Below are 5,455 nucleotides of genomic sequence, written 5' to 3'. Positions count from 1 at the left end.
GGCGGACGCTGCGGGCGGCCTGATCGCGGAGCCGGAACATTTCTCCCGGGCCATCCGTGCCCTGCTGCACGATGCCGACACGGCCACGGCCCTGGGCGGGCTGGGCACGGCGCACTGGGATGCCTGCTTCCGCCCGGAACGGTGCGCGCAGGCATTGACGGCGCTTCTGGAGGGCGCGGGCGGCATGCCCGACCTACGCATGCCCGCCAGCCTGCGCCGCGCCAACGCCGCCGTGCAGGCCCGCCTGCTGGGAACCGAGAAACCGCAGGCCTGATGCGGCAAGCCCGGCCATCTCCGCACGGTCCGCGCTGTCCACACGACCCGGCAATATCCTGAACGATCTCCATCCCTTTCGCCCCTCAGACGCCCCAACGGACAGGCCCGCCATCACGAGACTCGTGATGGCGGGCCTGTCCGTTGGGGCCACAAGGGCCGGACCTGATTGGGGCTCAGGAAGGAAAAAACCGTCAGCGTGCCCCGCGCCCCGCGGCGGCGGCGCGGGCAAGGTGCACCAGCCCCATGCCGAAGCGCAGCAAACGCTCCGCGCCCTGCTCGCGGGCCTGAGCCTCGCGTTCCGTACCCGCCGTGGGGCCAAAGCCGGACCGCGATTGCAGCAGCGCACGGGCCAGATCCACGGGGTCCCCGGCCCGGAACGGCACCCCGTGCGGCGGGTTCTGTTCCAGATGCACGTCGATGTCGGAATACACGATGGTCTTGCCCAGTGCCCGGGCATCCTCCACCACGGTGCTCCACCCCTCGAACAACGAGGGATGCACCACGGCATGGGCGCCGCGCAGCAACTGGATCTGGTCGCCCCGGTCGATCAGGCCCAGAATGCGCACCTGCCCGGCAATGCCAAGCCGCTGCACCTCGCGCTGCAACATGGGAAAATGGCCGGGCGCCCGGTAGTCGTGCACGCTGCCGGTGCACACCAGCGGCAGTTCCACCCCGCCGTCGCGCAGCCGCGCCAGCGCGCGGAACAGCGTCAGGTGGTCCTTGTGCGCCCAGAACTGGTTGCAGCACATCAGGTAGCCGCCAGGCACGCCGTGCTTCGCCATGGCCCCGGCAACGTCGCCGGCATACCAGTCCGCCTCGCCCACCGTGCAGAACGGCAGGACGAAGGAACGGTCGGCCTCCACGCCGTAGAATTCCGCCAGGTCGCGCCGCGCGGCCTCGCTGCTCAGCACCACCATGTCGGCCTGACCGGCGATCTCCGCGAACAGCGCGTCCCGGTTGGCCAGTTCCTGTCCGGAAAAGAACTGGGGCAACCGCTTGTGCTGGAAGTCGGGTATCCAGAACACGCGCGGCAGATGGGGCGGGGGATTCCAGAACCCGTGCGGCAAGGGGTAGGCCAGGTCCAGCCCGGCAAAGGCCGTTTCCGGGTCCTGCACGCTGAACACGCCGTCGGCGTCGCGCCCGCCGGACACCACGCGCACCTCGTCCACCAGCGGAAGGATGCCCTCGTAGCAATGCAGGGCCGGGGCCTGGGCGGCGTCGAACAGCAGCACGATGTGCGGACGCAGGCGCGGCGGCAGGGCTGCGGCCCCCATCACCAGATGGCGGACATAGTTGATGCCGCCGGTCCAGCCTTCCACTCCCCACTGCACGTAGATGCCGATGCGCATGCGCTGCCACCCTTTGCCCGAATAATGCCGTGCACCGAATCCGCCCAGCAATTGTCCCAACGGCGCCAATTGCACCAGACACGGGGCGTCTGCCAAGACGCAGCGCGCCCGGCTACTGCCGGGCCGTGCCCTTCACCTGCTCCAGAAACCAGCGCGCGTACTCGTGCACGCCGTCTTCCAGCGGCACCGTGAGTTCCAGCCCCAATTGCCGCGCCCGTCCGATGTCCGCCCGCCAGTTCTGCGGGTCGCCCTTGCGGGCGGCCCCCGAAAATTCCGGGGTCACGTGGCCCAGGCCGCACCCTGCCGCCATGTGTTCCACCATGGCGCGCACGCTGGTTTCCTGCCCGCTGCCCACGTTGCAGACGTGCACGCCCGGTCCGGGCCACGCCTCGACAAGGTGCGCGATGAACCGGGCAAGGTCGCGCACGTGGACATAATCGCGCGTTTCCTCTCCCGTTCCCGAAAACACCGCGTCGCCCGCGCGCAGCTTGTGCCCCACGTCCCACAGCAACTGCTTGCGCAGCCCCGCCCCGTAGCACGAAAACACGCGCAGCACCGCGCTGGAAATGCCGTACAGTCCGCAGAACTCGTGCGCGATGTCCTCGCACATGCGCTTGTGCCAGCCATAGGGCGATATGGGGCCAAGGGGGGCATGCTCCGCCACGGGCAGCACGCCGGGGTTGCCGTACACCGCCGCGCTGGAAAGCTGCACCACGCGGGTATCGGTGCCCGCCTTGCGGATGGCGTCGTACAACTGGAACACCACGGGCGGGCCGGACTGGAAATCCACGCCGGGGCTGGTCATGGACAGCCCCACAGAGGCCACCCCCGCGCAATGCACCACCACTGCGGGGCGCAGCCGCGCGATCAGTTCGTCCAGATCGGGATGCGGCAGGGTCATGCGCACCAGGCGCACGGCATCGCGCGACGATGGATAGACGGACGATGCCAGGCCCACCGCCTCGCTGCCGGACGGCAGCGCCCGCAGCACATGGCTGCCGATGAACCCTGTGGCCCCCGTGACCAGCACCGTGCCCCCGGCCATGGCTAGCGCATCCTGATGGCGAAGGCCACGCCGTAGCCGGTTTCGTCGAAGACGTGGCAGCTCATGTTGGGCTGCGATTGCACCACCCGCTGCCAGATGCCGCGCAGGTAGCCCAGTTCCGGATGCGCAATGTCGTCGAACACGATGGCCCCGCCGATGCGCAGGCGCGGCAGCACGGTGGCCAGGTCGCGCAGCGCCCCTTCCGGGCCGTGGTCGCCGTCCACGGTGATGAGGTCGTAGGTGGCGTCCGGATGCGCCGCGAAATGGGCGGGCACCGTCGTGGTCGAATCGCCGGTGACGAAGCGCAGCCCACCCCTGTGGCCAAGCTGCGCCATCTGCGCGGCCACGTATTCCGGGCCGGGATTCTCCATGCCCGCATAGTCGCGCAGCCACAGGTCGAAGCCCACCACATCGGCGGAGGGGCGGCGGTCGAGCACCATGGCAAGGCTGCGGCCACGCCGCACGCCAATCTCCAGGTACGACTCCACACCCAGCAGATCCGCCAGGACGTACAGCACGGTGCAGATGTCCGCGTAGCGCCAGGATTCGCCAAACCGCGCCATGCCGCGCCGCATGAACCCCTTGAGGTAGGCGGAGTAGTCGTCCTCGTCCAGCCGGGCCAGCACGTCAAGCACCCCGGCGTAGACCTCCGGCTTGTACAGGGCGGCGGCCAGCGTCGAGGCCCCGGCCAGGGACGGCGCATACCACTGCGTCTTCCCGTCGTGAACATAGGTGGATGCCCGCACGCGGTCGGCGCACCACTCAGCGATCTGCAACATCGGCATCGGCCTCCTGTGCCGTATGGCCCGCGGTTGCGGGCAGGAAATCCACCGGCCTTACGCCTGCAAGCGCAACGGGCCGTTGCCGTTGCCGCCGTCCTTTTCCTCGCGGCTGAACTGCACGGCGGTGCCGTAGCAGGAGAAGAACTTGGAGCCGTCGGGATGGAAGGCCACGTTCTCCTGATAGCCCACGATGGCCTGCGCGCCCTTGTTCACGGCGCGGGCCGCCATGCCGAAGAACGTTTCGTCGGAATCGTAGCCCCGGCAGGCCACCAGGCCCAGTACGCGGCCTATCCTGCGGTCTTCCACGCCATCGGTGGTGACCACGGGAAAGCGCCCGGACAGGAACAGTTCACGCACCCGCTCCAGGTTTTCGGTCTGCGCGGCCTCGGCCTTGCGCGCCTTTTTGTCGTTGCCGCCAAGCAGAAACAGCATGGGGAAGCCTCCTTGCGTTGAATCCGGCGGAATGCCGCCACGCCGCCGGATGATGCAAGAGCCTTGCCGAGCGCACACCATGCTGTATTTGCACGTAATCCGCCAAACAAACGCCGGGCCGTGTCGAGAATACGACACTGCCCGGCACATTTCGCCGCCGTTGCGCGCGGCACTCCCGGCGCCGACACGGCGGCGTTCCGGAATCGAGCCGACACGCAGCCCGCACACGCCAGCCCGCGTCGCGTCGCCCGCAATCCGCTGCCAGCCCTGCCCGTACCGCATCCGGAATCCTTCCGGGGCCGGGCTACACCAGCGGCACCAGCCCCAGCGAGGCCCGGAACAGAAACCAGCCCAGTGCGGCCACGTACAGCACCAGTCCCACGATGACCAGCTTGAGCGACCACAGGAAATAGCGCGTCTTGCGGTTGCGCACCGCCAGCAGCCGCAGAAAGCTGGCCTCCACCGTGTCGCCGCGCAGGCTGGACATCCAGCGCACCCGCACCACGCCGTACAGCGCCACGAACAGCCCGACAAGGATGCACACCAGCCCGGCCATCAGGGTCAGTCCGCTGAACGGCCCGGCCGCCGCCAGCCGGTGTCCGGAAAACCCGGCCACTGAAATGGCCAGCGCCCCCACGCCGAACACCATCTGGGTCCGCTGGGTGACGATGCCGAACTGCTGTTGCAGGCTCTTCCACACCTCGGCCTCGCTGCCCAGCACCTGAAGCAGGAAGCGGTACTCCTCGCACAGGCCGCAGGTATCGTCGCGCCACGACGGGCCGACGCGTTCGTAGTCGTCGGGCTGGCCCATGGCCGATCCGTCCTGCCCGGCGACGCCGCCAGCGTGGTCCCCGGCCTCCTGCGGCAAGCCGCAGGAGGAATCGTTGGCGGCATCGCGCTTCCGTTCAGCCTGGTGTTGCGCAGCCTGTTCCGTCATTGCTGGCTCCTTCCGTATGGTTCGTAACCGTATCCGTCAGAATATCCCCGGCGGACCGCCCGCACAAGCACGGCAATGCGCGGGCATATGGCTGTGCATGACCGTCCACAACCGGACGGGACGCATCGGGCGCATCGGGCGCATCGGGTGCACTGGCCGCACAAGGGCACACAGGGGCACACAGGGGCACGGGACGAAACCGCGTGCAGGGCCAGCCGCACGGCGCAGTCCTTGACCTTGGCGTGGAAGTCCAGCATTAGTTGCACTCACGGGGGCACTACTGTAAACTGCGCGGTCAAACAAAACCCCGCCCCGGCGGAGCGCCGCAGGCATCACCGCCCGGGATGACGCGCTGACCCGCCTGCCTGTTCCGGCCTGTTCCGGCCTGTTCCGGCCTGTTCCGGCCTGTCCGGCCCCCGCGCCCCGTCCGGCCTGAGCACCCCGTCCGGCCTGAGCACCCCGTCCTGTCCGGCGCTTCACCCTTCCTCGCACCACAGCCTTTCGGCGGAACCCCCGCATGCATACCAATCCGTTCCCGTCGGCCCGGCCCCTGCGCCGTCCCGTCCTTGCCCTGCGGCCCCGCCATGCGACAGGCCGCACTCCGCTCCGCCGCCCGGCCTGCGTGCTGACGGCG

General features: G+C 69.1%; 6 protein-coding genes. 1 reads left to right on the top strand and 5 read right to left on the bottom strand.

The annotated features are described in order from the left end of the window. On the top strand, positions 1 to 274 hold a 274-nt coding region (locus FVW20_RS06635; RefSeq protein WP_196608815.1), incomplete at its 5' end, for a hypothetical protein. A 193-nt stretch (positions 275 to 467) separates the two neighbouring features. Here the strand turns inward: FVW20_RS06635 and FVW20_RS06630 are convergent. The 5 genes from FVW20_RS06630 to FVW20_RS06610 form a co-directional block, all read right to left on the bottom strand. Beyond that, positions 468 to 1,625: a glycosyltransferase family 4 protein gene (locus FVW20_RS06630; protein ID WP_196608814.1), complete on the bottom strand. Its 1,158-nt coding sequence runs from the start codon at positions 1,623 to 1,625 to the stop codon at positions 468 to 470. Between the two features lie 112 nt (positions 1,626 to 1,737). Continuing rightward, complete coding sequence (locus FVW20_RS06625) at positions 1,738 to 2,670, bottom strand: NAD-dependent epimerase/dehydratase family protein (protein ID WP_196608813.1); 933 nt, start codon at positions 2,668 to 2,670, stop codon at positions 1,738 to 1,740. A gap of 2 nt (positions 2,671 to 2,672) precedes the next feature. Continuing rightward, positions 2,673 to 3,449, bottom strand: coding sequence for a class I SAM-dependent methyltransferase (locus FVW20_RS06620; protein WP_196608812.1), 777 nt, complete (start codon positions 3,447 to 3,449; stop codon positions 2,673 to 2,675). Between the two features lie 57 nt (positions 3,450 to 3,506). Next, a complete protein-coding gene (locus tag FVW20_RS06615; protein WP_035067259.1) occupies positions 3,507 to 3,884 on the bottom strand; it encodes a hypothetical protein in 378 nt (125 codons plus the stop codon). 304 nt (positions 3,885 to 4,188) lie between these two features. Then, on the bottom strand, positions 4,189 to 4,821 hold the full coding sequence (locus FVW20_RS06610; protein WP_196608811.1) for a DUF202 domain-containing protein: 633 nt from the start codon (positions 4,819 to 4,821) through the stop codon (positions 4,189 to 4,191). Between the last annotated feature and the right edge of the window lie 634 nt (positions 4,822 to 5,455).

The organism is Nitratidesulfovibrio oxamicus (assembly GCF_015731765.1).
GTDB lineage: Bacteria > Desulfobacterota > Desulfovibrionia > Desulfovibrionales > Desulfovibrionaceae > Cupidesulfovibrio > Cupidesulfovibrio oxamicus.
Note: the sequence above shows the minus strand (reverse complement) of the source record. Positions and strands in the feature narration are given on the sequence as shown.

Bases quoted from the DNA above. Each gene is read 5' to 3' on its own strand.
- FVW20_RS06630 (WP_196608814.1), bottom strand. From the start codon at position 1,625: ATGCGCATCGGCATCTACGTGCAGTGGGGAGTGGAAGGCTGGACCGGC.
- FVW20_RS06610 (WP_196608811.1), bottom strand. From the start codon at position 4,821: ATGACGGAACAGGCTGCGCAACACCAGGCTGAACGGAAGCGCGATGCC.
- FVW20_RS06620 (WP_196608812.1), bottom strand. From the start codon at position 3,449: ATGTTGCAGATCGCTGAGTGGTGCGCCGACCGCGTGCGGGCATCCACC.
- FVW20_RS06615 (WP_035067259.1), bottom strand. From the start codon at position 3,884: ATGCTGTTTCTGCTTGGCGGCAACGACAAAAAGGCGCGCAAGGCCGAG.
- FVW20_RS06625 (WP_196608813.1), bottom strand. From the start codon at position 2,670: ATGGCCGGGGGCACGGTGCTGGTCACGGGGGCCACAGGGTTCATCGGC.